Source organism: Curtobacterium sp. PhB136 (assembly GCF_004346855.1).
Lineage (GTDB): Bacteria > Actinomycetota > Actinomycetes > Actinomycetales > Microbacteriaceae > Curtobacterium.
In genome coordinates, this window is the sequence record NZ_SMGH01000005.1 from 225652 (window position 1) to 250326 (window position 24675).

General features: G+C 70.9%; 22 protein-coding genes. 8 read left to right on the forward strand and 14 right to left on the reverse strand.

Features of this window, described 5'->3' with window-relative positions; translation table 11 throughout:
- Positions 1–5: 5 nt before the first annotated feature.
- From EDF27_RS07495 to EDF27_RS07515, 5 genes are all read right to left on the reverse strand, one after another.
- Positions 6–1379 carry a sugar ABC transporter substrate-binding protein gene (locus tag EDF27_RS07495; protein ID WP_132047986.1) on the reverse strand — a complete coding sequence of 458 codons (1374 nt, stop codon included), beginning with the start codon at positions 1377–1379 and terminating at the stop codon, positions 6–8.
- 11 nt (positions 1380–1390) lie between these two features.
- Positions 1391–2344, reverse strand: a complete 954-nt coding sequence (locus EDF27_RS07500) for a carbohydrate ABC transporter permease (RefSeq protein WP_123655630.1) — start codon at positions 2342–2344, stop codon at positions 1391–1393.
- A gap of 30 nt (positions 2345–2374) precedes the next feature.
- Entirely contained in the window at positions 2375–3340 is a 966-nt protein-coding gene (locus EDF27_RS07505) for a sugar ABC transporter permease (RefSeq protein WP_132047988.1), read from the reverse strand.
- Between the two features lie 173 nt (positions 3341–3513).
- Positions 3514–5745 carry an alpha-galactosidase gene (locus tag EDF27_RS07510; protein ID WP_123702069.1) on the reverse strand — a complete coding sequence of 744 codons (2232 nt, stop codon included), beginning with the start codon at positions 5743–5745 and terminating at the stop codon, positions 3514–3516.
- Between the two features lie 47 nt (positions 5746–5792).
- Positions 5793–6776 (reverse strand): magnesium and cobalt transport protein CorA, encoded by a 984-nt coding sequence (locus EDF27_RS07515; protein ID WP_123655633.1) that lies wholly within the window; start codon positions 6774–6776, stop codon positions 5793–5795.
- Positions 6777–6911: 135 nt separating this feature from the next.
- On the opposite strand from EDF27_RS07515, the gene EDF27_RS07520 reads away from it, so the two are divergent.
- Complete coding sequence (locus EDF27_RS07520) at positions 6912–7715, forward strand: tryptophan-rich sensory protein (RefSeq protein WP_132047990.1); 804 nt, start codon at positions 6912–6914, stop codon at positions 7713–7715.
- 267 nt (positions 7716–7982) lie between these two features.
- Here EDF27_RS07520 and ald read toward each other — a convergent pair whose 3' ends face one another.
- From ald to EDF27_RS07535, 3 genes are all read right to left on the reverse strand, one after another.
- A complete protein-coding gene (gene ald / locus EDF27_RS07525; protein WP_123655635.1) occupies positions 7983–9083 on the reverse strand; it encodes an alanine dehydrogenase in 1101 nt (366 codons plus the stop codon).
- A gap of 124 nt (positions 9084–9207) precedes the next feature.
- Positions 9208–10230, reverse strand: coding sequence for an AraC family transcriptional regulator (locus tag EDF27_RS07530; protein ID WP_123655636.1), 1023 nt, complete (start codon positions 10228–10230; stop codon positions 9208–9210).
- Positions 10231–10285: 55 nt separating this feature from the next.
- Positions 10286–11248: a sugar-binding domain-containing protein gene (locus tag EDF27_RS07535; protein ID WP_165931393.1), complete on the reverse strand. Its 963-nt coding sequence runs from the start codon at positions 11246–11248 to the stop codon at positions 10286–10288.
- A 182-nt stretch (positions 11249–11430) separates the two neighbouring features.
- Between EDF27_RS07535 and EDF27_RS07540 the strand changes: the two genes are divergently transcribed.
- On the forward strand, positions 11431–13185 hold the full coding sequence (locus EDF27_RS07540) for a glycerol-3-phosphate dehydrogenase/oxidase (protein ID WP_132047992.1): 1755 nt from the start codon (positions 11431–11433) through the stop codon (positions 13183–13185).
- Positions 13186–13273: 88 nt separating this feature from the next.
- Here EDF27_RS07540 and EDF27_RS07545 read toward each other — a convergent pair whose 3' ends face one another.
- Together EDF27_RS07545 and EDF27_RS07550 are read right to left on the reverse strand one after the other, a co-directional pair.
- The gene (locus EDF27_RS07545; RefSeq protein WP_132047994.1) at positions 13274–13930 is read right to left on the reverse strand and encodes a histidine phosphatase family protein; all 657 of its coding nucleotides are present in this window, start codon (positions 13928–13930) and stop codon (positions 13274–13276) included.
- A gap of 66 nt (positions 13931–13996) precedes the next feature.
- Positions 13997–15532 (reverse strand): MFS transporter, encoded by a 1536-nt coding sequence (locus EDF27_RS07550; protein ID WP_123655639.1) that lies wholly within the window; start codon positions 15530–15532, stop codon positions 13997–13999.
- A 198-nt stretch (positions 15533–15730) separates the two neighbouring features.
- Between EDF27_RS07550 and EDF27_RS07555 the strand changes: the two genes are divergently transcribed.
- Positions 15731–16258, forward strand: a complete 528-nt coding sequence (locus EDF27_RS07555) for a DinB family protein (RefSeq protein ID WP_132047996.1) — start codon at positions 15731–15733, stop codon at positions 16256–16258.
- A gap of 265 nt (positions 16259–16523) precedes the next feature.
- Here EDF27_RS07555 and EDF27_RS07560 read toward each other — a convergent pair whose 3' ends face one another.
- Positions 16524–17486 (reverse strand): sugar-binding domain-containing protein, encoded by a 963-nt coding sequence (locus tag EDF27_RS07560; protein WP_123655641.1) that lies wholly within the window; start codon positions 17484–17486, stop codon positions 16524–16526.
- 77 nt (positions 17487–17563) lie between these two features.
- On the opposite strand from EDF27_RS07560, the gene EDF27_RS07565 reads away from it, so the two are divergent.
- The 5 genes from EDF27_RS07565 (at position 17564) to EDF27_RS07585 (ending at position 22083) form a co-directional block, all read left to right on the forward strand.
- The gene (locus tag EDF27_RS07565; protein WP_132047998.1) at positions 17564–18043 is read left to right on the forward strand and encodes a ribose-5-phosphate isomerase; all 480 of its coding nucleotides are present in this window, start codon (positions 17564–17566) and stop codon (positions 18041–18043) included.
- A gap of 345 nt (positions 18044–18388) precedes the next feature.
- On the forward strand, positions 18389–19021 hold the full coding sequence (locus tag EDF27_RS07570; RefSeq protein WP_132048000.1) for a hypothetical protein: 633 nt from the start codon (positions 18389–18391) through the stop codon (positions 19019–19021).
- 116 nt (positions 19022–19137) lie between these two features.
- A complete protein-coding gene (locus EDF27_RS07575; protein ID WP_132048003.1) occupies positions 19138–20211 on the forward strand; it encodes an outer membrane lipoprotein carrier protein LolA in 1074 nt (357 codons plus the stop codon).
- 86 nt (positions 20212–20297) lie between these two features.
- A complete protein-coding gene (locus tag EDF27_RS07580) occupies positions 20298–21221 on the forward strand; it encodes an ATP-binding cassette domain-containing protein (protein WP_132048452.1) in 924 nt (307 codons plus the stop codon).
- Positions 21208–22083 (forward strand): ABC transporter permease, encoded by an 876-nt coding sequence (locus EDF27_RS07585; protein ID WP_279433185.1) that lies wholly within the window; start codon positions 21208–21210, stop codon positions 22081–22083. The genes EDF27_RS07580 and EDF27_RS07585 overlap by 14 nt, the downstream gene beginning before the upstream one ends.
- A gap of 3 nt (positions 22084–22086) precedes the next feature.
- On the opposite strand, the gene EDF27_RS07590 is transcribed toward EDF27_RS07585, so the two are convergent.
- From EDF27_RS07590 to EDF27_RS07600, 3 genes are all read right to left on the reverse strand, one after another.
- The gene (locus tag EDF27_RS07590) at positions 22087–23121 is read right to left on the reverse strand and encodes an NADP-dependent oxidoreductase (protein WP_132048005.1); all 1035 of its coding nucleotides are present in this window, start codon (positions 23119–23121) and stop codon (positions 22087–22089) included.
- A gap of 147 nt (positions 23122–23268) precedes the next feature.
- Positions 23269–24186 (reverse strand): metallophosphoesterase, encoded by a 918-nt coding sequence (locus tag EDF27_RS07595; protein ID WP_132048007.1) that lies wholly within the window; start codon positions 24184–24186, stop codon positions 23269–23271.
- 25 nt (positions 24187–24211) lie between these two features.
- Complete coding sequence (locus EDF27_RS07600; protein ID WP_132048009.1) at positions 24212–24667, reverse strand: hypothetical protein; 456 nt, start codon at positions 24665–24667, stop codon at positions 24212–24214.
- Positions 24668–24675 lie beyond the last annotated feature (8 nt).

Here is a 24675-nt window from a genome sequence, read left to right on the forward strand (position 1 = left end):
CCCGCCTACGTCAGCTTCAGGAGCGTGTTCACCTGGTCGTTGACCCCGGTCAGCGTGCTGACCGGCTTGCCGTTGGCGTAGATGTCGTCGAACGCCGGCTGGACGAGCGCCTGGATGTCGCCCGGGTTCCGCGTGACCGGGAACAGGAACGTGGTCTTGTCGGCCACCTGCTGGGTGAACGCGGACACGTCGAAGCCCTTCTTCCCGAACGCCGCGACGGCCGCAGCGGTGCCCTCGGGCCGCGCCGGGAAGACGATCCCGGCCTTCCCGACGATCTGCTGCGCGGTGGACCCGCCGAGGAACGCGACCCACTTCGCCGCGGCCTCCGGGTTCCGCGCCTGCTTCGTGATCGAGTCCCCCAGGCCGTTGAACATCGACGCGCGGTGCCCCACCGGCCCGGACGGGGTCGGTGCGATGGCGACGTCGATGCCGGCGAGGTTGCCGTACGCGCCGATCATCCACGAGCCGTTGAACGAGAGCGCGACCTTCTTCGCCCCGAGCTGCACGTCCGGCCCGGTCGTGGTGGAGAACACCCCGTACTTCGGCATGAAGCCCTTCTCGGCGAGCCCGAAGTACCAGGAGATCGTCTTCTGGAACCCGGCGTCGTCGTAGCGGAACTTGTTCCCCCACGGGTTGCTGTTCGTGTAGAACCAGTCGGTCGACCCGGTGAACGGCGACCACTGCGTCTGCCCGAAGCCGTCGCCGCCGCTGCCGTTCGCGCTCATCCCGTAGACGGCGATGTCGGTCTTGTCGAAGCCGGGCTCGTCGCCGCGACGCCCCTTGCCGTCGATGGTCAGGTGGGCGAGCATCTGCTCGAACGTGCCGCCGTCGTCGGGGTTCCACTCGAGTGCGGCGAGCTGGTCGGCGGTCACACCGGCCTTCGCCATCACCTTGGTGTCGTAGAACATCGCGATGGTGTCCCAGTCCTTCGGGGACCCGTAGCGGTGGCCGTCCTGTCCCTTCCAGAGCTCGGCGAGCCCGGACTGGTAGTCGGCGTCCTGGATCGATGCGGTGGCCTCGAGTTCGTCCAGCTTGTAGAGCACGTCGAGGTCGGCGTACTGCGGGAACTTCGTCAGGTGGTCGGTGAAGACGTCGGGCGCGGTGCCGGCGATGAACCCGGCGGTGAGCTTCGTCCAGTAGTCGTTCCAGCCGAGCTGGGTGATCTTGATCGTGATGCCGGGGTTCTCGCGCTCGAAGGCCTTCGCGACCGCCTGGTAGGCGGGGAGCTGGTTCGAGTCCCACAACCAGTACGACACGGTACCGGTCGCACCGCCGGTGGAGGACGCGCGGCCGGGCGACGAGCACGCGGCGAGCGCACCGAGGGCGAGGGCGGATGCACCGCCGGCGAAGAGCGCGCGGCGGGTGATGGAGTTCGTCATGGGGAGCGTCCCTACTTGATGCCGGAGAAGCCGATGGAGTTGACGATGCGCTTGGCGAAGACGCCGAACAGCACGATCATCGGGAGCGCTGCGACGAGCGTGGCCGCCATCAGCCCGGACCAGTCGGTGCCGGACTGCGGGGCCTGCGACTTGAAGACGCCGAGCGCGACGGTGAGCACCCGCGAGCTGTCGGTGTACGACACCATCAGCGGCCAGAAGTAGTCGTTCCACGCGGTGATGTACGTCAGCACGGCGAGCGTCGCGATCGGTGCGGAGGCCATCGGCAGGATGAGCCGGAAGAACACCCGGACCTTCCCCGCGCCGTCGATGAGGGCCGCTTCCTCGACCTCCTTCGAGATGCCGAGGAAGAACTGCCGGAGGAAGAACACGGCGAACGGCGTCATCAGCATCGAGGGCAGCGAGATCCCGAGCAGGGTGTCGACGAGGCCGAGCGACTTGATGAGCGCGAAGTTCGGCAGGAGCGTGAAGATCGTCGGGACCATGAGCCCGGCGAGGAACACCGCGAACACCTTGTCGCGTCCCGGCCACCGCAGCCGGGCGAAGGCGTAGGCGGCGCCGGCGGAGAAGAACACCTGCCCGACGGTGATCATCGTCGCGGTGATCACGGAGTTGAGCAGGTACTGCCAGAAGTTGATCGCCGCGCCGGAGCCGCCCTGGGCGAGCGCCTCCTTCGTGGACTGCAGGCCGAAGACGCGCTCGAACCCGCCGAGGCTGAACCCGGTCGGCAGGAGCGAGGTCGGGTCGGCGGAGATCGCACCGTTCGACGACAGCGCCGTGCGGAGGATCCAGTAGAAGGGGAAGAGGGTCACGACGATCACGGCGATCATCGCGATCCAGGCGAACACCCGGCCGACGGACGGCTTCGGACGTGGGGGCTTCGCACCGCGGGTGGTGAGGGCGCGGGTGGTCGTGGGGTCGGCCACGGGGGGCAGTGTGCTGGTCATCTTCGACTCGCTTTCGGGGTCCGTGGCCGGTCAGTCCAGATCGCTCTCGCCGGAACGCGAGAGTCGGTACTGGATGAACGTGATGACGCTGAGGACGATGAGGAGGGCCACCGAGACGGCGGACGCGTAGCCGAACTGGAACCGGCCGAAGGCCAGGTTGTAGATGTAGTTCTGCACGACGTTCGTGGCGTTGGCGGGTCCGCCCTGGGTGGTCACCGCGACGGTGTCGAACACCTGGAACGACCCGATGATCGTGATGATGAGCACGAGCGACAGGATCGGGCGGAGGAGCGGCACCGTGATGCGCCAGAACATCTTCCACTCGCTCGCACCGTCGATGCGGGCGGCCTCGTAGACCTGCTCCGGCAGGGCCTGCAGTCCCGCGAAGATGAGGAGCGCGGTGTAGCCGACGTTCCGCCAGACGTTGATGAACGCGATGGTCGGGATGCCCCACACGTCGCTCTGCAGGAACGGGATGCGTCCGATGCCGAGCGCGGAGAGCACCTCGTTGCCGATGCCGAGCTGCGTGTCGAGGATCCAGAGCCAGATCAGCGCCGCGACGACGTTCGACACCAGGTACGGCGCGAGGACGATCCCCCGGACGAACGTGGACTTCGTGAGCCGGTGCATCATCACCGCGATGAACAGGGCGAGGACCGTCTGGAACCCGATGTTCAGCAGCACGTACTCGACCGTCACCGCCATCGAGTGCCAGAAGATCGAGTCCTGCACGAGGCGCTCGTAGTTCTGCAGCCCGGTGAACACCGGCGGGGTGAGCAGGTTGTAGGACGTGAAGCTCAGGTAGATGCCGCGGATCGTCGGCCAGAGCAGGAACAGCGCGAACCCGATCGCGGCCGGTGCGATGAAGGCGAGCGCCAGCCACAGGTCGTTGCGTGGTCGTCGCTTCCGCGGAGCGGCGGTCCTGGCCGCTGTCTCGGTGTCGGCGCTCGGTCGGCTGCGCCGGACCGGCACCGTCAAGGGTGTTTCGGTGGCCATCGTGACTCCTTCGTCAACGTGGTTGCCGTCCGGGTGGCAGCCCCGGACGGGTTTAGTGTCGCCACAAAAGAAAGCGGTGTCAAGAGGTCGCCACGACGAGGTGGTGACCAGCTGACGGCCTGGAGGCTCGTGGCGGCGCCGCCACGAGCCTCCAGGCCGTCACGGGGTCCGGATCAGATCGCGGTGAGCCGGAACGGGACCACGCGCTCGGTGTACGTGGCCGGGGCCTCGAGGCCCACCGACGCGAGGACGCGACCGGTGAAGACCCGCGCACCGGACCACCATTCCGGGGCACGGACGCCGTCGGCACCGCTGCCGATGAGCACCGGGTCGACGCGGTACCGCGCGTCCGGGTCGAGGTCGCGGAACGTGATCCGACCGCGGAGACTCACCTCGGGGGCGGCGAGGGACGCCAGGAAGAACATCGCCTCCCGGCGGTCCGGCGCGACCACGCCGTAGACGTTCAGCGTGTCGTCGACCTGGTCGACGCGTACTAGGTCACCACCGTGCAGCAGCGCCCGGGTGTCCTTGTAGAGCGCGATCCACTCGGCGAGGTCCCGCTCCTCGGCCGCGGTGGCCTTGGACAGGTCCCACTCGATGCCGAGGTGCCCGAACAGCGCGGTGCCCGCCCGGAACGACAGGTCGTGCCAGCGCCCCGTCGTGTGGTTCACGCCGCTGGCGATGTGCGAGCCGAGGAGCTCCGCCGGCAGCAGCTGCATCGTCCAGCGGTTCATCTGCTGCCGCTCGAGCGGGTCGATGCAGTCCGAGACCCAGACGCGGTCGGTGTGCTCGATCACGCCGAGGTCCACGCGGGAACCACCCGACGAGCACGACTCGATCTCGAACCCCGGGAAACGGTCCTTGAGCGCCGCCATCAGCCGGTACGCCGCCAGGGTCTGCTCGTGGACGGCCGCCCCGCCGTCCCGGTACCCGGCCTCGACCAGGTCCCGGTTGTGGTCCCACTTCACGTAGTCGATCCGGTACTCGTCGATGATCGCGGTCATCCGGTCGAGCACGTACTCGTACGCCTCCGGGATCGCGAGGTTGAGGACCTGCTGGTGCCTGGACCGGACCGGCAGGCGTCCGTCGGCCTGCATGATCCACTCCGGGTGCGCCCGGGCGAGGTCGCTGTCCTCGTTGATCATCTCCGGCTCGAACCACAGGCCGAACTGCATGCCGGCGGCACGGACGTGGTCGACGAGCGGCGACAACCCGTCGGGCCAGACGTCCTCGTCGACGAACCAGTCGCCGAGGCCCGCGAAGTCGTTGCGACGGTGGCGGAACCACCCGTCGTCGAGGACGAAGCGCTCCACGCCGAGGCGGGCGGACCGGTCGGCGAGGTCCTCCAGCCGGGCCAGGTCGTGGTCGAAGTAGACCGCCTCCCAGACGTTGATCGTCATCGGGCGGACGCTCCGGGGGTGCTGCGGACGGCTGCGGAGGTACCGGTGGAAGCGGCGGGCCTGCTCGTCGAGGCCGTTCGCGTACGCGCCGTGGAGCCAGGGGCCCTCGTAGGTCTCCCCCGTGCCGAGGCGCACCTCGCCCGGCAGCAGGAGCTCGCCGCCGCCGATGACCTGCTTGCCGTTGAACAGGCGCTCCGCGAAGTGCCGGTGGTTGCCGCTCCACGCGGCGTGGACACCCCAGAGCTCGCCGTCGGCGAAGCCGAACCCGGGGACGCCGACGCTCAGGACCGTGGCCGCGTCGGCCCCGGTGCGGCCCTTCCGTCCCTCGCGCTCGTGGATGCCGACCACGAGCTCGCGGCGCTGCGGGGTGCGCTCCTTGCCCCAGCGGCCGGCGAAGTCCAGGATCTCTCGGGCCCTGGTCGGGATCGGGAGCGCGACCGTGAGGTCGTCGACCGTGTACGTGCCGGTGCCGGTGTTCGTGAGGGCGGCGCGGGTGCGGACGAGGCCGGAGGGCAGCAGCTCGATCTCCAGGCGGACGGCGAGCTGGGCGTGGGCATCGGCGGCCTCGACGACGACGGTCGCGGGGCCGGCGTCGATGCGGGTGGGGGCGGCTGCACTGTCTGCCGTCTCGTGGGCCTGCGCCTCGTGGGCCCGTGTCTCGTGGGCCCGCGTCTCGTGGGCCCGTGTCTCGTGGGCTTCTCCGATCACGTCGATGCTCGTCGTCGTGAACCGCGGTGACCAGTCCTCCCCGTCCCGGTGCCCGCTCACGCCCGGCTTCCCGGACCAGCCGGCGTGCGGCTCGGGCAGGATCGCCACGCGGATCGGTTCGTCGACGGCGTTCGACACGATGGGCTCACGGCCCGCGGTGACGATCGCCTGCAGGTCCTCGGTGGACAACTCCCCGAGGGCGGCACCCCAGTGCACCACCGAGGGCAAGCGACCCCCGGTGCAGTCGAGCACGAGGGAGACCCCGGCGGTGGTCAGGTGGACGAGGGAGTGCGTCATCGGAGCTCCTGGTCGGCTTACTTTTGTTGCGTAAGTATGTCAGGTCGTCAGAACCAGCGCTTCACCTTGAAGACCACGAACAGCGCAGCGGCGAACGCGACCATCGCGATCACCGCCAGCGGGTAGCCCCACGTCCACGTCAACTCCGGCATGTGCGTGAAGTTCATGCCGTAGATCGCCGCGATGAGGGTCGGCGCGAAGAGGATCGCCGCCCAGCCGGAGATCTTCTTCGTGTCGTCGTTCTGCTTCTGCGCCGCCAGGGTCGCGTCGACCGTCAGCGCGTTCTGCAGCAGCTGCCGAAACGTGTCGATGCGCTCGACCGTCCGGATCGCGTGGTCGAGGACGTCACGGAAGCGGCGCTGCATCTCGACCGGCAGGTGGTACTTCTCGGCGCCGCGGTGGATGTTCTCGATCATGTGGATGAGGGGCCGGGCGGCGCGCTGGAAGTCGACGACCTCCCCGAACAGCTCGTAGATGCGACGGGACACCCCGGCGACCCCGGCGAAGAGCTGGTCCTCGATCTGGTTGATGTCCTCCTCGAGGCCCTCGATCACCGGGATGTAGTCGTCCACGATCGAGTCCATCAGCGCCCACAGCTGCGCTTGCGGCCCCGCGGTCACGAGCCCCGGCTTGCCACTCATCCGCTGCAGTGCTCGCGGTACGACGTGCTTCCCGCGGGGGTCGGCCTGCACGACGGCCAGGAAGAAGTCCTCCCCGACGAAGGCGTGTACCTCGCCGAACTCGACCTCTTCACGCTGGTCGTTGTAGAGCGCCGGCTTCAGCACCGCGAACAGCGTCGAGCCGTAGCGCTCGAGCTTCGGTCGCTGGTGGCCCTCGGCGGAGTCCTCCACCGCGAGCTCGTGCAGTCCGAGGGCGACCGCGACGTCCCCGAGCTCCACGGCGTCGGGCTGGTAGAGGACCACGCAGGCGCTGGCGTCCTGCTCGTGCATCATCCGGAAGGTGTCGTCGAGCGTCGGACTCGCGATCGGTGCGATGCGGTCGATGTACGCGGTGTTGAGCTCGACGGTCACGACCCCAACCTACGCAGGTCCCGGGGCCGCATGTCCCCCGCTCGCTGGACCCCGCCTGCACGCGCGGGTGGATGATCCGTCTACCGTGCAGGTCATCAGCATGCTGACGAAGGCGTGTCGACGAAGGGAGTGGCCATGCGATGGTTCCGGAAGATCGTGATCGCGGCGAGCGCCGTCGTCGCCGTGGTGGGCTCGTTCATCGGGTCCGGCGCCGCCGGTGGCACGCCGATCCAGGACGCAGCGGGCGGGGCACTGTCGGCGTCGTCCACGGCGATCGCCCCCGACGGGCCGGCCTTCGGCATCTGGAGCGTCATCTACGTCGGCCTGATCGCCTTCGCCGTGTGGCAGTTCCTCCCCCGCCGCGGTGACGAGGCCCGCCACGACCGGCTCGCCGTCCCCGCGACGCTGTCCCTGCTGCTCAACGCCGCGTGGATCCTGTCCGTACAGTTCGGCTTCCTCTGGCTGAGCGAACCGATCATCGTCGCGCTGCTGGCCGTCCTCGCGTGGACGTTCGTCATCCTCCGACGCACCCGCCCCTCCGGCATCGTCGAGGCCATCGTCACCGACGGCACCTTCGGGCTCTACCTCGGGTGGGTGTGCGTCGCGACGGCGGCGAACACGGCCGCGGTGCTGACGGCCGCCGGCTTCCGGGGCTTCGGGCTGTCGCAGGACGTCTGGGGTGTCGTCGTGGCCCTCGTCGCCGGGCTCGTCGGGGTGCTCATCGCCGTGGCCGGTCGTGGGCGCCTGGCTCCGACGGCGTCGCTCGCGTGGGGGTTGGCGTGGGTCGCGGTCGCGCGGCTCGACGGCCCCCTGGTGTCCGTGCCGACCGCGGTCGCGGCACTCGTGGCCGCTGCGCTCGCCGTCGTGGTGACGCTCGTCGTGCGGGCGCGCGCTGGCTTCCGCGCTCCGGCCGCGCACGCGCCCCGCGCGGTCCGGTAGCGCCCCGCGCTGCGGCGGCCGAGCACGCGACGAAAGCGACACCACGCGGCCGGATGCGCCACGCAATCGTGTACCCGATGTCGCCCGATGCGCGTACATCATCCCCGCAGCGACGAAAGCGACACCACGTACACGATCGCGCGGCGCAATCGTGTACGCGGTGTCGCTTCCCTCGCCCCGCCGCGTGCCCCGACGGCCTGCGCGGGTGCGCCGGTGCGGGTGCGCCGGCGCGGGTGCCGCCGCCGCCGGCCAGCAGAGCCCCGCGGCTCAGCGCGCGGCGGCCGTCAGCCCGTGCGCGGCAGCGACGGCCTCGTTCGTCACGTGGCCGTCGTGCACGTTGAGCCCGCGGGCGAGCGCCGGGTCGGACTCGAGCGCCGCTTCCCAGCCCTGGTTCGCGATCGCCACGGCGTAGGGCAGCGTCGCGTTCGTCAGCGCGATCGTCGAGGTGCGCGGGACGGCACCGGGCATGTTCGCAACGCAGTAGTACACGGCGTCGTGCACCCGGAACGTCGGGTCGTCGTGCGTGGTCGGCCGCGAGCCCTCGAAGCACCCGCCCTGGTCGATCGCGATGTCCACGAGCACCGACCCCGGACGCATGTCCGCGACCATCGCGTCGGTGACGAGCTTCGGCGCCGACGCCCCGGGGATGAGCACGGAACCGATCACCAGGTCCGCGTCCTGCAGCGCCGAGGCGATCGCGTGCGACGAGGACCGGAGGGTCGTGATGCGCCCGTCGAACCGGGCGTCGAGTGCCCGCAGGCGCGGCAGGCTGATGTCGAACACGGTGACCTCGGCACCGAGCCCGAGCGCCATCGCCGCGGCGTGCTCACCGGCGACACCGCCGCCGATGACGACCACGCGGCCCTTCGGCGTGCCGGGGACGCCGCCGAGCAGCAGCCCGCGGCCACCGTTCGCGCGCATCAGGTGGTTCGCGCCGACCTGGGCCGAGAGCCGACCGGCGATCTCGGACATCGGCGACAGCAGGGGCAGCGAGCGGTCGGGAAGCTGGACGGTCTCGTACGCGATCGCGGTCGCGCCGGAGTCCATCAGCGCGGAGGTCAGCGGGCGGTCGGCTGCGAGGTGCAGGTAGGTGAAGAGGACCTGCCCGGGTCGGATCGACGCGTACTCGGACGCGACCGGCTCCTTCACCTTGAGGACGAGCTCGGCACGGCTCCACACGTCGGCGGCCGACGGGACGATCGTCGCACCAGCGGCGGCGTACTCGGCGTCCGGGAAGGACGAACCGTCACCGGCCCCGGCCTGCACGAGCACGTCGTGCCCGTGCATCGTCAACTCGGCGACACCGGCAGGGGTGGCGGCGACGCGGAACTCGTTGTTCTTGATCTCGGTGGGGACGCCGATGAGCATGGCGGACTCCTTCGTGGGCTGCGAGCGGCGGGCGACCACCATCCAGCCACTCGTGCGTGTCCGGCGCGTTACGGCCGAACATCCCGCTGATCGGATCGGGATCCGTGCGATGGGATTCGGCCGCTCAGCTCCGGGCGCGGAGCGATTCACTCGGCAGTTCGCCGAACCGCGACCGGTACGCGGCGGAGAAGCGGCCGAGGTGACCGAACCCCCACGACCGGGCGATCTCGGCGACCGAGACCTCGTCACGGTCGGCATGACGGAGGTCCGCGTGCGCGCCGTCGAGCCGGACCTGCCGCAACAGGTCCCCCGGCGTCTGGTCGAGGTGCCGGCGGAGCGACTGCTGCAGCCCGCGGGGGCTGAGCCCCGCGGCCGCGGCGATCTCCGGCGTGCCGATCGGCTCGTTCGCGTGGGCGTGCACGAACTCCAGCGCCCGGCGCAGTCGCGCGTGCTCCGGCCCGGTGCCGGGCACCGAGGCGCGCCAGAGGGTCCGGCGCGGGAACGCACGGAGCGCTGCCGTGCCGAACGACTCGGCGACGACCCGGCGCTCGACGTCACCGAGGACGTGGTCCATGTCGAGCCACGTCGCCGAGTGTGACCGGACGGCGTGCTGCCACGCTCGCAGTCCGTCGCCGGACGCCCGCTGCATCGGCTCGAAGGCGAAGTCGTCCTCACCGGCGAGCGAGCTCAGGAAGGAGCGGTCGAGCTGCACCATGTTCAGCGAGATGTCCCGGTGGTGCAGGTCCCAGGTGTCGTCGATGGGCAGCACCAGGGGGACGCCAGCCTGCAGGTCGACGGACTGGCCGCCGTAGGTCAGGGTGCTCGTGCCCGAGCGCAGCCAGATGACCATGAACTCGGCGTCCGCGCGACTCTCGCTCCGGATGTCGACGTCGAAGCGTGCGGTCCGCAGGGACATCCGCTCGTCGCCGACCCCGGCGAAGCTCCACGCGCTGCGCGGCGAGGTCCGCCGGACGTTCGGGGAGCGGAGCTCGTAACCAGCCGAGAAGAAGGCCAGTGCCTGGTCGACGTCGGTGCCGGCGAGCCGCTTGGACCAGCGACGATCGGGTCGGTCGGCGGCGTCGATCGGGGACACAGGTGTGGCGCTCACCGCCGTGGCCGGCGGACGGGAGTCCGTGGGAAGCACCATGGCCGAGAAGGTACGCGCGACCACCGACAGCGACCCGTGATCCGCGTCCCCCGGCTCAGTTCTGCAGGATCGCCTGCCCGATGCTCTCGTCGAGGATGAGGTCGGTGATCAGTCCCGCGGCCAGTGCCCCCTTGAGCGACGCCGCCTTCCCCCGCCCGGCCACGACGCAGATCCGCCGCGGAGCCCGCTTGATCGTGTCCAGGTCCGGCCCACCGGCGCGGGCGTTCACCCCGATGTCCCGCCAGGACCCGTCCGCCCGGTAGAACACGGTGGAGACGTCACCGACGACCTTGGCCTTCGTGAGTTCCTCGCGGTCGGCGGGGTCGAGGTACCCGCCGGAGTACACGTGCGAGGGGACCGGGGCCTGCGGGGCGCCGACGCCGAACACGACGACGTCCATCCGCTCGTGCAGGTCGAGCACGCGGCGGATCGAGCGTTCGCGGAACAGCGCCTCCTTCGTGGTGGGGTCGTCGAAGAACGCCGGGACCGGGAACTGCTGCACGAGCGCGCCGTACGCCTCGCCGAAGCGCCGGAGGATCTCGGACGCGTAGACGATGCCCGTGGTGCGGGTGTTCGCGGCGCCGTTCACCTGCACGACCGTCGACCCGTGGGTGGTCTTCGGCACGAGGTACCGGCTGACCGCACTGACCGTCGAGCCCCAGGAGATCCCGATCACCATGTTCGACTCGATGTACTGGGTCAGGATCCGAGCGGCGGAGAGCGCGACCCGCTCGAGCCGGTCGACGTCGCTCGTGTGGTCCGGCACGGGGACGACGTGCGCGTGCACGCCGAACCGTGCACGGATGTTCCGGCTGAGCGCTGCGGCCTGGTCGAGGGGGGACCGGATCTGGATGTCGACGAGTCCGGTGTCCCTGGCGTGCTTGAGCAGGCGGGACACCGAGGAGCGGGACGTGCCGAGCTCGTCGGCGATCGCGTCCATCGTCAGGTCCTGCAGGTAGTAGAGGTGCGCGGCCCGCAGGGCCTGCTGCGTGCGCATCGGTTGGGCGGCATCGCTCATGGAGCAACCATGCACGGACGTGCATGGCGCTTGCAAGCCCGACCGCCCGTGCCGAACCGGAATCGGACACGTCGACACGTGTGCTGCACGTTCGTGCACGCGAGTTGCCCGGCCTCTCACCGGAGGAGCACGATCGTTCTCGAACCCAGCGAACCGACCCACAGAAAGCGACGCGTACGCACATGTCGAAGACGACGCAGCCCCGACGCACAGTGACGAACCTCACCGAGCGTCCGAACGCACAGGTCCTCATCGTCGGTGGCGGCATCAACGGCATCGCCACCTTCCGCGACCTGGCCCTCCAGGGCGTCGACGTCGCGCTCGTCGAGCGTGGCGACTACGCCTCCGGCGCCTCCGCGGCGTCGAGCCACATGATCCACGGCGGCATCCGCTACCTCGAGAACGGCGAGTTCCGCCTGGTGCGCGAGAGCGTGCAGGAGCGCAACGGCCTGATCCGCATCGCCCCGCACTACGTCAAGCCGCTGCAGACGACGATGCCGATCTTCTCGACCTTCTCCGGCATCATGAACGCCCCCTTGCGGATGCTCACGCACAAGCAGCGCTCCACGAAGGAGCGCGGCGCGATGCTCATCAAGATCGGCATGACGATCTACGACTCCTTCTCCCGTGACGGCGGTTCGGTCCCGAAGCACGTCTTCCGCACCAAGAAGGCCGCGCTCGCGGACATGCCGGCCCTGAACAAGGACCTCAAGTACACGGGCACCTACTACGACGCCTCCGTGCACGAGCCGGAGCGCCTGGCGCTCGACGTCCTCAAGGACGGCCTCACGGCCGGCACGAGCGCCGACGGGACCACCACCAGCGCGGCCACCGCCCGCGCCACGAACTACGTCGAGGCAGCCGGCACCCGCGACGGCGGCGTCCTGCTCCGCGACCGCGAGACCGGCGACGAGTTCGTCTTCACCGCCGACGTCGTGATCAACGCCTCCGGCCCCTGGACCGACCTCACCAACGGCGCGTTCGGCGGCGAGACCAAGTTCATGGGCGGCACGAAGGGCTCGCACATCGTCGTGCACAACGACGAGCTGCTCGAGGCCACCAAGGGCCGCGAGCTGTTCTTCGAGAACGACGACGGCCGCATCGTGCTGATCTACCCGCTCAAGGGCCGGGTCCTCATCGGCACGACGGACATCGACGCCGACCCCGCGAAGCCGGTCACCACGACGGACGAGGAGATCGACTACTTCTTCGGCCTCGTGAAGCACGTCTTCCCGCAGATCGACGTCACCCGCGAGCACATCGTCTACAGCTACTCCGGCATCCGTCCGCTCCCCCGCCACGAGGACACCGCCCCCGGCTTCGTCTCCCGTGACTACCGGATCGTGGACACCCCCATCGCCGGTCTGCCGAACAGCACCGTGCTGTCGCTCGTCGGCGGCAAGTGGACGACGTTCCGTGCCCTCGCCGCGCACCTCTCGACCGAGGCCACGACGAAGCTCGGTGTCGCCCGCAAGGTCGACACGACGGGCATGGCCATCGGCGGCGGCAAGGAGTACCCGACCACGGACGCCCAGCGCGCCCTGTGGATCAAGTCGCACCGCGACGGGCTCGACGCGAAGCTGGTCGAGGGTCTGCTCGAGCGCTATGGCACCCGCGCGGCCGAGGTCGTGGACGTCCTCACCGACGGCCCGGTCGAGGCACTCGAGTCCGACCCTGCGCTGACCCGCGCCGAGGTCGCGTACTTCGCCGAGCACGAGCACGCCGTGCACCTGGTCGACGTGGTGCTCCGCCGCACGAACCTCGCGTTCGTCGGTGGCGTCACCATCGACCTGCTCGACGAGCTCGCCGACGTGCTCGCCGGCGTCCTCGGCTGGTCGCCGGAAGAGCGCTCGGACGAGGTCCAGCGCACCCTCGACGTGCTGCGCGAGTCGCACGGCGTGATCGTGCCGTTGACGGCAGCCGCCGCCCGCGCGTAGTCGCGGCCAGGTGGGTGGTCGTCACCACTGACGGACGGGAGGCCCGGTGCCAGCTGGCACTGGGCCTCCCTTCCGTCTGTGTCCGGGTCTAGAACCGCTCGCCGGTCGGGTCCTGCGCGGTCCGGTCGATGAGGTCGTCGCCGCCCATCGGCTCGCCCTCCCAGTCCACGAGGCGCCACCCGTCGGCACTCGACCCCTCGAGCTCGACGACGCCGGTGTTCTCCAGGTGCCGGTCCGCGCCGAGGTCGTTCGGCACGTTCTGCGCGGTCGTGGCGGCCCAGATCCGGATCGCCGCACCGTGGCTGAACGCCGCGGCGACCGCGACGCCGGTGTCCTCGATCTGCCGGACGGCCTCGTCGTAGCGGTCGAAGAAGTCCTCGCCGGTCTCCGCGCCGGGCATCCGGGCCTCGCGCTCCCCCGACGCCCACGCGTAGCAGGCGGCCAGGTACCGCTGCACGGAGGTCTGGTCCCGCGCTCCCTGCAGGTCCCCGGCCTCGATCTCGCGGAGGCCCGGGAGCACCACGGGGTCGATGCCGAGCGCGGCGGAGAGCGGAGCCGCGGTGTGGTGCGTCCGGACCATCGAGGAGACGAAGAGCCGCTCGATGCCGCGGTCCGCGAGCGCCGCCGGCAGTGCTGCTGCCTGCTGCTGCCCGAGCTCCGTCAGGCTCGGACCGGGCACCTCGGCGTCGAGGACGCCGTTCACGTTCGCGGGGGTCTGGCCGTGTCGGATGAGCAGCAGTCGCATGCTCCCACCCTACGGCGGCCTCGGAGCCCGGCCCGGGCCCCGACGCCACCGTCGGTGCGCGGCGCGTCAGCGTGCCGCGGACAGCTCCCGCTCCCGGGCCGCCCGGACCGCGTCCTCAGCGGCGAAGGGCAGGTCCCCGAGGTCGAGGTTCGGGTTCGTGTCCTGCGTGAGGACGAGCTCGCGGGCCTCCTCGGCCGTCTCCACCGCGGGCATCGACCCGGGGAGCGGTCGCTGCGAGGACTCCTTCATGCAGAACACCCCGATCGCACCGACGACGCTCATCGCCATCAGGAAGTACGCCGGCGCGAGCTCGTCGCCCGTCGCCGTGAGCAGCGCCTGCACGATGAGCGGCGTCGTCCCGCCGAACACCGCGATCGCGATGTTGTACGCGAAGCCCATCCCGCCGTACCGGGTGGAGGTCGGGAACAGCGCCGGCAGCGACGCCGCCTGGTTCGACACCCACAGCGCGGTCATCAGCGCCAGGAGCGCGAGGCCGGACAGCGTCGACCACTGCTCGCCGTGCCCGATGAGCAGGAACGCGGGGACGACGAGCACCACGGTCGTGGCGGCTCCGATCCACATCACGACGCGGCGGCCGAGCTTGTCGGACAGCTTGCCGGTCAGGGGCAGCATCACGGCGAGGAGCACCAGCACCGGGATGGTGAGGAGCGTGCCGTCGAGCGCGGAGTACCCGAGCGAGTCGGTGAGGTACGTCGGCATGTACGAGGTCAGCGCGTAGCCGACGGTGTTCGACGCGGCGACGAGCATGATCGCGATGACGATCGGACGCCAGTGCTCGCGGATCATCGCGAACACGTTCGCGGGGCGGTCCCCGGACGCGTCGGCGAGCACCTCGGAGGACGCGGCCTGCGCGGCCTGGGTCGCGGCGAACACCGGGGACTCCTCGATGCGCAGACGGAACCAGATCGCCACGGCGCCGATCACACCGGCGGCCAGGAACGGCAGCCGCCAGCCCCACGCGGTCATCGCGTCGTCGCCGAGGGTGATCTGCAGCACCGACACCACCGTGGCGCCGAGCGCGAAGCCCATGTAGCTGCCGAAGTCGAGGATGCTCGCGAAGAACCCGCGACGACGGTCGGGGGCGTACTCGGTCACGAACGTGGTCGCGCCGGCGTACTCACCGCCGGTCGAGAAGCCCTGCAGGAGCTTGAGCACGACGAGGACGATCGGTGCGAAGACCCCGATCGTCGCGTACGCCGGCAGCGCCCCGATGAGGAAGGTCGACGACGCCATCAGGATGAGTGTCGTGGCGAGCACCTTCTGGCGACCGATCCGGTCCCCGAGGCGCCCGAACACGATCCCGCCGAGCGGCCGCGCGACGTACGTCGCCGCGAACACCCCGAGGCTGAACAGGATCTGCACCGCGGGCTCGGCGGTCGGCAGGAACACCCGCCCCATGGTCACGGCGAGGTAGCCGTACACGCCGACGTCGTACCACTCCATCGTGTTGCCGACGACCATGCCGCTGACGGCCTTGCGCATCATGCTCTTGTCGACGACGGTGACGTCGCTCTCGCGGAGCCGACGGGCCGGCTGTTCGGCTGGCCGTCGGCGCTCGGTACTGCTGGGATCGGAACCCACGTGTTTCTCCTCGGGTCGGGACTCGGGACGGACCCGGATCGGCCGGGTCGGTGAACGGGCCACGACGTTACCGAGCAACCGAAATGTCATTGGCCGGTGATTCCCAGGCAACGGCGTGTCACCCGAACGAGGGGCACGCCCGATCCGCAGCGGGACACGGAAGCGTGAACCTGAGTAACGACGTCATAACATCGGCCCATGGCGATCGAACCGGACACGAAGAACTGGACCTGGGTCATCGAGGGCGCGTGCCCCGAGTGCGGCTACGACGGCAGCACGGTGACGATCCGCGACGTCCCGGGCATCATCGAGGCGAACGCGACCGGCTGGCCCGGCGAGCTCGCGCGGGCCGGTGTCCGCGACCGTCCGGACGAGGACACCTGGTCAGCGCTCGAGTACGGCGCGCACGTCCGCGACGTGCACCGGAAGATGACCGAACGCCTCGCGCTCATGCTCGCCGAGGACGCCCCGACGTTCCCGAACTGGGACCAGGACGCCACCGCGATCGAGGACCACTACGGCGAGCAGGACCCGGCCACCGTCGCGCGTGAGCTCGGCGAGGCCGCCCACCGCGCGGCCCGGGCGTTCGACGACGTCCGGGACGACCAGCTCGAGCGCACCGGCCTCCGCTCCGACGGCAGCGCGTTCACCGTCGCGACGCTCGCCACCTACTACGCACACGACCCGGTGCACCACCTCTGGGACGTGCGGCGGGATCGCGCGTAGCCAGTCCCAACGCGCGTCGGCAGTCGAAATGCGCGTTGGCGGTCCTAACGCGCGTAGGCAGTCCCAACGCGCGGAGGCAGTCGAAACGCGCGTTGGCGGTCGTTCCTTTCGACCCGGTACGCGCGTTCCCACCTCCTGACGAGCGCGCGGTGGGTGGGAACGCGCCGACCAGCGGACGGGAGGCGCGGGTCGGACCCGCACCGCGCCTCCAGACCGTCTCGTCCCACGTCCGGAGCCGCAGCCGCGTCACCCGTGTGGTGTCGGGTCAGGCGAGCGCGTCCAGCAGGGCCCGTCCCGTCGCGGCGTCCGTCACCAGCTCGTTGACCAGGCCGCCACGGACCGCCCCGATGATGCTCGGCACCTTCGACTCCCCGACCGCCAGGCCGACGACGTGCGGGACGGCGGAGAGGACCTCGCGCGCGGTGCGCACCATCCGGTCGCTGCCCGCGAACTCGATCGCCCGCCCGTCGGCGTCGTAGAAGTTCAGACAGACGTCGCCGGCCGCACGGTCGAGCGCCTCGTCCTCCACCGGGATGCCCCGGGTCATCGCGTCGCGGGTCGGGATCGGCGCACCGATGCCGAGGATCGCGCCCTTCGCCCGACCCCAGAGCCCGATGACGTGCTGGAACGCCGGGTCCTCGTCGAGGGAGGCGCGCATCGCCTCCGACGGCAGCGCCTGCGCGAAGAGGAAGGCCGGGATCGCACCGGAGCGCTCCGCGGCCGTCCGGGTGATCTCGTTCGTCTGGAACCACGGCATCGGGTCCGCCTGCCCGCCCACCGTCGGGACGAGCTGCACGCCGTGGAGCTGCGGCATCCCGGAGCGTGCGACGTCGTACACCGTGCGACCGGAGGACATCAGGACCGCGTCGCCGGGCTGGAGCGCCATGCCCTCGACGGCTGCGGCGACCGGCGCGGCGAGGTCGGCGCCGAGCGTCGCCGCGTGCGTGACCGCTGTGAGGTGCACAGCCCGGAGGCCGAGCACCACCTGCAGCCGTTCGGCGAGCGCGACCGTCTCGTCCTGGAACGGGTCGACGACCTCGATGCGGACGAGCCCGGCGCGCCGGGCCTCGGAGACCAGGCGCGACACCGTCGGCCGGGAGACGCCGAGCCGGGCGGCGATCTCCACCTGCGTGGCGTCCTCGAGGTAGTACATCCGCGCCGCCTGGTAGACGGTGTCGAGCGGGAAACGGCTGCGGGCGCCGTCCGGGGTGGGGGTCTCGGCCGACATGGGGTGATCGTAGCGCGCCACGCGCAGCAGAAATTGTGTGCTGGACAAATGTCCTGAGCCCGCGCAGACTGGGCTGCATGACGTACCGACTGGTGATCGGCTCGGATGATGCCGGGTTCGACTACAAGGAGATCATCAAGCGCGACCTGCTCGCGGACGACCGGGTGTCGAGTGTCGTGGACGTCGGTGTCGACGCCGACGGGCACACGGCGTACCCGCACGTGGCGGTCGACGCCGCTCGACTCGTGGCCTCGGGCGAGGCCGACCGGGCGATCCTGATCTGCGGGACCGGGCTCGGGGTGGCGATCAGCGCGAACAAGGTGCCGGGCATCCGGGCCGTCACCGCGCACGACTCGTACAGCGTCGAGCGTTCGGTGCTCTCGAACGACGCGCAGGTGCTCTGCATGGGGCAGCGTGTGATCGGGGTCGAGCTGGCGCGGCGCCTGGCGAAGGAGTGGCTCGGGTACTCGTTCGACACGTCCTCGGCGTCGGCCGAGAAGGTCGCCGCGATCTGCACCTACGACGGCAGCGCCCCCACCGGGGTCGACGCGGTCTGACGTCGGCGGCCCGGGCCCGGGCCCGGGCCCGGACCGTCGCGGGGCCCCGCGTGCTTCGCGTGCTTCGCACAACCAAAAGCAGTCCGCGCCACGGAAGTCCGTGGTGCGGACTGTTCTCGGTTGTGCGGCGGGCCTACGCTCGCACCGTGCAGTGGACGGACGATGTCGAGCGAGGGGCGTGGCTGCTCGACCGAGTGGGGCGATGGGCGACACCGGGCGGCGTCGCCGGCATCGGGTTCGCGGCGTACGCCAGGATCCTGCACCCGCCGAGAGGCGGCCACCGGCGTCCCCGCGGTCGACGGCCGTGCTCTGCGGTGGGCGGACGTCGCAGCGCGGACCGGGCGTGTGGTGCACCCGCTCGTGCAGTGGTCCCGCCTCGTCGGTCGGGAGGACGAGTTGCCGCGGTCGTTCGACGACGGCTGGACGATCTGCCCGCCGCCGCGGGGCTGGTGCGCACCGGAACAGTTCGCGGTGCTCGCCCGGCACCTGGCCGTCGCGACGCACACACCGTCGGACCTCACCGCGGGTGTCTGGACCGGGTGGGGTGATCTCAACGGGTCGGCCACGGCAGGTGTGTTGTGGCGAGGCGACCAGGAACCGACCCCGGGCGAGATCGCCGAGATGCAAGCTGAGGCCGTCCGAGCGATGCACGCACAGGTGGCCGAGGACCTCCGGCGTGGAGTCGTCGCTGGGCCGGTCCTCGAGTGGCCCGGTCGTGACTTCGCCCTCCTGCGGACCTCCGTGGCAGAACTCGGCGGATCGTCGTGGCTCGACGTCGGCCACACGCCGCAGATGCTGTGGCCGGAGAGCCACGAGTGGGTCGTGGCATCGGAGATCGACTGGGACTCCACCATCGTCGCCGGTCCACGCGGCCTCGTCGATGCGGTGCTCGCCGACGGTCGTCTCGAGGTGTTCGAGGTCGACGTGGATGCCGACCTCACGCAGTCAGGGGACGAGGTCGACGTTCGCCGGCGGTGACACCCTTCCGGTCGTCGGCGGCTCGGGCCACTGCGGCGCGGGACGGGTGCACAGCGGACTGTCGGTTGCCCGACCTAGTGTGCTGAGCACTCGAACGCTGTACCGAGGGGAACCCGATGAAGAAGTCCGCATGGCTGCCCGCCGTCATCGCGCCGGTGGTCGTCGCCGGGGCCATCGCGGCGCCGGCACTCGCCAACGCCGCCAGCACGCCGCTCGCGGGGGCGAACCCGACCGCGGCGGACGTCATCGCCAGCGTCGCGAAGTCCTCCGGCGCGCAGTACTCGGGCAAGCTCTCGCAGACCAGCGACCTCGGCCTCCCGGAACTCCCCACCGGGTCCGGCGGGTCCTCGCTCGAGGGCAACGCCTCCGACGCGCTGAGCCTCCTCACCGCGTCGCACACCGCGCGCGTGTACGTCGACGGTGCGACGAAGCAGCGCGTGCAGGTGACGGAGCAGCTCGCCGAGCAGGACCTCATCCGCAACGGCAGTGACGTCTGGACGTGGGACTCGAAGGAGCGCCAGGCCACGCACGTGACCCTGCCGGCGGACACCGCGAAGTCGATGCAGGACGGCACCACGACCCCCGCCGACATCGCGAAGCAGGCGATCGACGCGATCCGCCCGAGCACCACCGTCTCGAAGCCGACGACCACGAAGGTCGCCGGGCAGAGCGCCTGGCAGATCACGCTCACCCCGAAGTCGTCCGGCACCCTCGTCGGCAGCGTCCAGCTCGCCGTGGACAAGCAGACCGGTCTCCCGCTCCGCGCTGCGATCGAGGCGAAGGGGCAGTCCGACCCGGCGTTCCAGGTCCGCTTCACCAGCCTGTCCTACGGCGCACCGGCGTCCCGGCTGTTCGACTTCACGCCCCCGTCCGGCGCGGAGGTCACGACGAAGGACCTGTCCGACGCCGCTGACCACGCGGGCGCCGGCAAGGGCGACCGATCCACGAGCCACGACGGCGCTCCGACGCTGACCGGCAAGGACTGGTCCACGATCGCCGAGCTCCCGGCCGGCACCGCAGACCAGAGCGGCCTCGGTGACGATGCCTCGACGCTGCTGAACCAGCTCACGAAGGCCGTCGACGGCGGCCGTGCGATCCAGACCTCGCTCGTGTCCGTGTACCTGACCGACGACGGCCGTGTGCTCGCGGGCGCCGTGCCGGTGTCGAGCCTGGTCGCCGCCGCGAAGTGAGCCCGACCGACCCGGCACCCGACACCACCGACGCGGCACCCGCCACGACCGACGCGGGCGCCCCGACGACCGCAGCCGACTTCGCGATCCGCACCACGGGCCTCCAGAAGGTCTTCCGCAAGCAACGCGCGGTCGACGGCATCGACCTCGCCGTCCCCCGGGGTGCCGTCTTCGGGTTCCTCGGGCCGAACGGCTCGGGGAAGACGACCACCATCCGGATGCTGCTCGGCCTGTCGTCCGCGACGGGCGGCACCATCGAGGTGCTCGGCGAGTCGATGCCCTCGGCGCTGCACTCGGTGCTCCCCCGCGTCGGTGCGCTCGTCGAGGGCCCGGCGTTCTACCCGTACCTCTCCGGCCGCGCGAACCTCAGTCGCTTCGACGCTGCCGATCCGACCTCGGACCCGCGCAGCCGGAAGGCCCGCGTCGCGGCGGCACTCGACCGTGTCGGGCTCTCGCATGCCGCGGACAAGAAGGCGCACGCGTACTCGCTCGGCATGAAGCAGCGACTGGGCCTCGCGAACGCGCTGCTCTCGCCGCGCGACCTGCTCGTGCTCGACGAGCCGACGAACGGCCTCGACCCGCAGGGCACCCGGGAGGTCCGCAACCTCATCCGGTCGCTGGCGGACGACGGCACGACGGTGTTCGTGTCGAGCCACCTGCTCGCCGAGATCGAACAGGTCTGCACGCACGCCGGGGTCATGCGCACGGGCAAGCTCGTCGCGCAGGGTACCCTCGACGACCTCCGGTCCGCCGGCGCACGCACGGTGACCGTCCACACGCCGGACCTCGGTCAGGCCGGGTCGGTGCTGATGCGGCTCGGGCTCACCCCGCGGCACGACGGCGGCGCCGATGCGCTGGTGGCCGACCTGCCCGCCGAGCTCCTCCCCGAGACGATCGTGGCGGAACTCGTGCGCGCGGACGTCCGGGTCCGCGGCGTCGCCGTCGGTGGTGGCACCCTCGAAGACCTGTTCGTCGCGCTCACCGGGGAGGGCTTCGATGTCGCAGCCTGAGCGCACGGCGACCCCGGCGCACACGGCCCGCACGGCTCCCCTGACGCGGTCCCGGCCCTTCGCGCTGCTCGGCTCCGAGCTCGCGCTCGTGTTCCGCCGTCGCCGCACGTGGGCGATGCTCGGCGCGCTGGCGCTCGTCCCGATCCTCATCGCGGTCGCGGTCCGACTGACCACCGGGGACGACTCCGGCGGCCCCGCGTTCCTCGGCGACATCACGAACAACGGCCTGTTCGTCTCGTTCACGGCGCTCACGGTGTCGATCCCGCTGTTCCTGCCCCTCACCGTCGGGGTCGTCGCGGGTGACACGGTCGCGGGCGAGGCAAGTCACGGCACGATCCGCTACCTGCTCGTCGCGCCGACCGGGCGCCTCCGGTTCATCCTCGTCAAGTACGCGGGCGCGGTCGCGTTCTGCCTCGCCGCGACGCTCCTCATCGTGCTGGTCGGTGCCGCGATCGGCGCCGCGCTGTTCCCGATCGGGCCGGTGACGCTGCTCTCCGGGACGCAGGTCGACGGCTGGTCGTACGCCGGTCGTGCCCTGCTGCTGGCGCTCTACGTGACGCTGTCGATGCTCGGGTTGTCCGCGATCGGGCTGTTCGCGTCGTCCCTGACGAACGTGCCGGTCGGTGCGATGGCCGCGACGGTGGTGCTGGCCGGGGCATCCCAGGTGCTCGACCAGCTCCCGCAGCTGGACTGGCTGCACCCCTTCCTGTTCTCGCACCAGTGGCTCGGGTTCGGGGACCTGCTCCGTGACCCGATCGCGTTCGACTCCTTCGGCAGCAACGCGCTGCTGCAGCTCGGCTACGTCGCGGTCTTCGGCACGCTGGCGTACGGCCGGTTCGCGACGAAGGACGTCCTCAGCTAGCGCTCACTGCGCCTCGGGCCGTGCCGGCGTGCCGCTCGACACCGGGTCCCTGAGGTCGCGGGACTTCTCGGACTTGTACCAGTGCAGTCGCGCGCCGGTCTCGACCGGCTGCATGCCGACCACGACCTTGCCGCGCGAGTGCATCTCCGCCAGGTCCTCGTACGCGTCGACGATGTACTCGAACGGGTAGTATCCCGAGATGATGAACTGCACCTTGTGCCGCTGCACCAGGTCACCGAGGGTGGTGAGCATCTCGATCGCCTCCTGGTCGTCGCCGGGGGCCCGCAGGAACCGGATCTCGAGGTCGCGCCGGTCCTCGCTGGAGACGAACCGCTTCTCCGGGACACCGAGCGACTCCGCGAGGGCAGCGTTCTCGCCCTCGTCCCGGTTGTCGATGAAGGCCGTGATCGGGCGGCCGTCGGCGATCTCCCGGATACGGTCTGCCTCCCCGTCGCCGTAGGCGACCGGCAGCGTGCCGATCTGCCGGAGGGCGTCGTGGTTGCGCGGGCTGCCGAGCCCGATCACGGTCGCGCCGGCCTCGTGCGCGAGCTGGCACTCGATGTGTCCGACGCCACCCGCCGCGGCGCTGATCACAACCGTGTCCTGGGGCCCGAGCTTCAGCGACCGCACGACCGAGAGCGCCGTGCACCCGGCGAGGTACAGGCTGCCCGCGACCTCGAACGTCATCGTGGAGGGCTTCTTCACGACCGCGCCGCGCGGGACGGTCACCCACGTCGCATGCGCGCCGCCGTGGGGTGCGTGCCCCATGACCTCGTCGCCGACGTGCAGGTCGCGCACCTCGGTACCGCGGGCGCGGACGACGCCGGCGAAGTCGACGCCCTGGTGTGCTGGGAACTCGAGGTCGATGTGGTCCTGCAGCCGGCCTTCGCGGAGGAACCGCTCGATGTGGTTCAACCCGGCGACCGACACCTCGACGACGACCTCGCCCGGTCCGGGCTTCGGCTGTTCCTGGGTGACGAGCTCGACGACGTCGAATCCGCCGTAGCGGTCGTACTGCACTGCACTGCCGGTTCGCATGGCGCACTCCTTCGGACGTTGTTGCACCGGCCTACTCGCGCTGCCGAGGAACTGCCTGCGCGTCCGGGGTACCGGCAGCTCCGCTGCACCGGACGGGAGGTACGGCGTGCGTCCGACCCGTCGGCCGCGGCGATTCGACGGCCGGCTTCAGTGCGCGCCGGCTTCGGCGATGATCGCCGCGACCGCGTCCGTGTCGTGGTGCACGGCCACGGTGTCTGCTCCCGCGACGGGGACCCGGACCGGGGTGGACCAGAGCGAGCCGTCCTCGGCGACGTCCACGACCAGCGCGCCCGTGCCGACGTACGCCGTCTCGGAGCCGTACGCACCGATCACGTCGGTGTCGTTCGCGACGCCCGGGGCGACGAGGACCGGCACCCCGCCGATGCTGCCGGCGAAGTGGTGGTGGTAGTGCCCGGCCAGCACGACCCGCACGTCCGAGCCCCGGAGCACGTCGGCCAGGTCGCCCGGGTTCTGCAGTCGCAGCGCTTCGTGCAGGGCGGTCGGTGCGGGCAGCGGCGGGTGGTGCAGCGCGACGATCGACCCGTGCGGCGCACCCGCGTCCTCGGCGAGTGCCGTCCGGAGGCGGTGGAGGGTCTCCTCGCTCAGGGCGCCGTAGCCGGCACCGGGGACGCTCGTGTCGACGGTGAGCACCCGACGCCCGGCGACGAGCGACTGGCCCCAGACGGGGACGGTCGGCGGGTGGTACTCCATCGTGTGCATCACGGGGCGGCCGCCCTCGCCGAGGACGTGCCCGTTCGCGAGGACCTGCCGGAACCCCTCGCGCTGGTCGTGGTTGCCCGGCACCGTGACGAGGGCCGCGCCGTGTCGGGTCGCCCAGCCCCCGACGCGCTCGAGGAGCACCGCGTAGGACTCGGGCGAACCGTCCTCGGAGACGTCCCCGGAGACGACGACGAGGCCGACCCCCTCGACCGCGTCGAGTCGTTCGAGCAACGTGTCGAGCACCGCCGTGGTGTCGACCGTCCCCTGGTGCAGGGCACCGTCGCCGGTCAGGTGGGTGTCGGACAGGTGCAGGACGCGGAGCGTGCCGGGAGCGGGGGTCTGCATGGCGCCACGCTAGCGACCGGAGCGCTCAGCCCGCGACCGTCGCGAGGATCGCCGGGCGTTCCTGGGTGTCACCCTGGTCGATCCAGGAGAGCACCTGGGCCGTGATCTGGTCCGTGGACGGGTCGGTGTCGGTCGCGAACGCGATCGCGGAGCTCCACCGCTCCCCTGCTCCCAAGTGCTTCGTGACGGTCCTCGTGTCGACCACCTGGTGGTCGTCGGCGTCGCCGTGCCAGGCGGTCGCGTCGACCACGACGTCGCGGGGTTCGTCGCAGCGCAGGTCGAACACGACGACGCCGTGGACGTGGTCCGCCTCCGCCGAGGTGACGGCACAGCCGGGCGCGTCCGGGTCCGCCTGGGCCGGTGCGGCGCCGAGCAGCAGCGCTCCGGCGACGGCGAGCGCTACTGCCGTCGCGGTGGTGCTGGTCTTCGTCGTCGTGAACATCATCGTCCTCTCGATCAGCCAGTGTGCAACATGTTGCATTCTGGTCT